We start from the raw sequence: 223 nt of genomic DNA, 5'->3' as shown, positions 1-223 counted from the left end.
AGTCCTTTGATCACCGCTTTGAGTTCTTCTTCGTCCTCATCAGGGTGTTCAAACTTGGACTGCCAATATTGGTAAGTCGACATCGAAATCGGGAGCGCATCAATCAGGTACTTTGCCTTGAGCTCATAGATTACTTGCGCGAGTTCTTGTTTGGATGCTTTCTCAAGGCTGTCAATTTTTTTGAGGCGTCGAGTTGTATCTTTAACAATAAGTTTTCTCTTTG

General features: G+C 42.6%; 1 pseudogene. It reads right to left on the bottom strand.

The annotated features are described in order from the left end of the window. Positions 1–223, bottom strand: a pseudogene (locus tag H5975_RS08585) (helix-turn-helix domain-containing protein); the annotation flags it as partial.

It is taken from the genome of Limosilactobacillus coleohominis, from assembly GCF_016901675.1.
Lineage (GTDB): Bacteria > Bacillota > Bacilli > Lactobacillales > Lactobacillaceae > Limosilactobacillus > Limosilactobacillus intestinavium.
The sequence above is the reverse complement of the archived record's forward strand: the minus strand, read 5'-3'. Positions and strand labels throughout refer to the sequence as shown.